This window comes from Vibrio sp. 10N.261.51.A4 (assembly GCF_041471945.1).
Classification (GTDB): Bacteria; Pseudomonadota; Gammaproteobacteria; order Enterobacterales; family Vibrionaceae; genus Vibrio; species Vibrio crassostreae_C.
Map to the genome: position 1 here is coordinate 1 of NZ_JBFRPJ010000038.1, position 2,798 is coordinate 2,798.

Genomic DNA, 2,798 nt, shown 5'->3' on the forward strand with positions numbered 1-2,798 from the left:
ACCCTTTCGGGTTGTATGGTTAAGTGACTAAGCGTACACGGTGGATGCCTTGGCAGTCAGAGGCGATGAAAGGCGTAATAACTTGCGATAAGCCCAGATTAGGTAGTAATAACCTTTTGAGTCTGGGATTCCTGAATGGGGAAACCCACTTACATAAGTAAGTATCCTGTTGTGAATACATAGCAACAGGAGGCAAACCGGGGGAACTGAAACATCTAAGTACCCCGAGGAAGAGAAATCAACCGAGATTCCGAAAGTAGCGGCGAGCGAAATTGGATTAGCCCTTAAGCTTTTAATGATGCAGGTGAAGAGTCTGGAAAGTCTCGCAGTAAAGGGTGATAGCCCCGTAACCGACACATCATAATCAGTGAAAACGAGTAGGGCGGGACACGTGATATCCTGTCTGAATATGGGGGGACCATCCTCCAAGGCTAAATACTACTGACTGACCGATAGTGAACCAGTACCGTGAGGGAAAGGCGAAAAGAACCCCTGTGAGGGGAGTGAAATAGAACCTGAAACCGTGTACGTACAAGCAGTAGGAGCACCTTCGTGGTGTGACTGCGTACCTTTTGTATAATGGGTCAGCGACTTAATTTTAGTAGCAAGGTTAACCGTTTAGGGGAGCCGTAGGGAAACCGAGTCTTAACTGGGCGTACAGTTGCTAGGATTAGACCCGAAACCAGGTGATCTAGCCATGGGCAGGTTGAAGGTTGAGTAACATCAACTGGAGGACCGAACCGACTAATGTTGAAAAATTAGCGGATGACTTGTGGCTAGGGGTGAAAGGCCAATCAAACCTGGAGATAGCTGGTTCTCCCCGAAAGCTATTTAGGTAGCGCCTCGGACGAATACTACTGGGGGTAGAGCACTGTTAAGGCTAGGGGGTCATCCCGACTTACCAACCCTTTGCAAACTCCGAATACCAGTAAGTACTATCCGGGAGACACACGGCGGGTGCTAACGTCCGTCGTGGAGAGGGAAACAACCCAGACCGCCAGCTAAGGTCCCAAAGTATAGCTAAGTGGGAAACGATGTGGGAAGGCTCAGACAGCCAGGATGTTGGCTTAGAAGCAGCCATCATTTAAAGAAAGCGTAATAGCTCACTGGTCGAGTCGGCCTGCGCGGAAGATGTAACGGGGCTAAGCTATACACCGAAGCTGCGGCTACGTACCTTAGGGTGCGTGGGGTAGGGGAGCGTTCTGTAAGCCGTTGAAGGTGGTCTGTAAGGGCTGCTGGAGGTATCAGAAGTGCGAATGCTGACATGAGTAACGATAAAGGGAGTGAAAAACTCCCTCGCCGGAAGACCAAGGGTTCCTGTCCAACGTTAATCGGGGCAGGGTAAGTCGACTCCTAAGGCGAGGCCGAAAGGCGTAGTCGATGGGAAACGGGTTAATATTCCCGTACTTCTTACAATTGCGATGGGGGGACGGAGAAGGCTAGGTGGGCCTGGCGACGGTTGTCCAGGTTCAAGTACGTAGGCGGGTGGTTTAGGTAAATCCGGACCGCTACTAACGCTGAGATACGATGTCGAGCTACTACGGTAGTGAAGTCATTGATGCCATGCTTCCAGGAAAAGCCTCTAAGCTTCAGATTGTAAGGAATCGTACCCCAAACCGACACAGGTGGTCGGGTAGAGAATACCAAGGCGCTTGAGAGAACTCGGGTGAAGGAACTAGGCAAAATGGTACCGTAACTTCGGGAGAAGGTACGCTCTTATCAGTGAAGTCCCTTGCGGATGGAGCAGACGAGAGTCGCAGATACCAGGTGGCTGCAACTGTTTATTAAAAACACAGCACTGTGCAAAATCGTAAGATGACGTATACGGTGTGACGCCTGCCCGGTGCCGGAAGGTTAATTGATGGGGTTAGACTTCGGTCGAAGCTCTTGATCGAAGCCCCGGTAAACGGCGGCCGTAACTATAACGGTCCTAAGGTAGCGAAATTCCTTGTCGGGTAAGTTCCGACCTGCACGAATGGCGTAATGATGGCCACGCTGTCTCCACCCGAGACTCAGTGAAATTGAAATCGCTGTGAAGATGCAGTGTACCCGCGGCTAGACGGAAAGACCCCGTGAACCTTTACTACAGCTTGGCACTGAACATTGAACCTACATGTGTAGGATAGGTGGGAGACTTTGAAACCGCGTCGCTAGATGTGGTGGAGTCGTCCTTGAAATACCACCCTTGTAGTTTTGATGTTCTAACGTTGGTCCCTGAATCGGGATTACGGACAGTGCCTGGTGGGTAGTTTGACTGGGGCGGTCTCCTCCCAAAGAGTAACGGAGGAGCACGAAGGTGGGCTAAACACGGTTGGACATCGTGTGGTTAGTGCAATGGCATAAGCCCGCTTGACTGCGAGAATGACAATTCGAGCAGGTGCGAAAGCAGGTCATAGTGATCCGGTGGTTCTGAATGGAAGGGCCATCGCTCAACGGATAAAAGGTACTCCGGGGATAACAGGCTGATACCGCCCAAGAGTTCATATCGACGGCGGTGTTTGGCACCTCGATGTCGGCTCATCACATCCTGGGGCTGAAGTCGGTCCCAAGGGTATGGCTGTTCGCCATTTAAAGTGGTACGCGAGCTGGGTTTAGAACGTCGTGAGACAGTTCGGTCCCTATCTGCCGTGGGCGTTGGAAAATTGAAAGGGGCTGCTCCTAGTACGAGAGGACCGGAGTGGACGAACCTCTGGTGTTCGGGTTGTCATGCCAATGGCATTGCCCGGTAGCTAAGTTCGGAATCGATAACCGCTGAAAGCATCTAAGCGGGAAGCGAGCCTTGAGATGAGTTTTCCCTG

Annotated in this window: 1 rRNA gene; it reads left to right on the top strand. The window is 51.4% G+C overall.

The features are described from left to right. Positions 1-17 precede the first annotated feature (17 nt). Positions 18-2,798 (top strand): 23S ribosomal RNA (locus AB4384_RS09805); the annotation flags it as partial.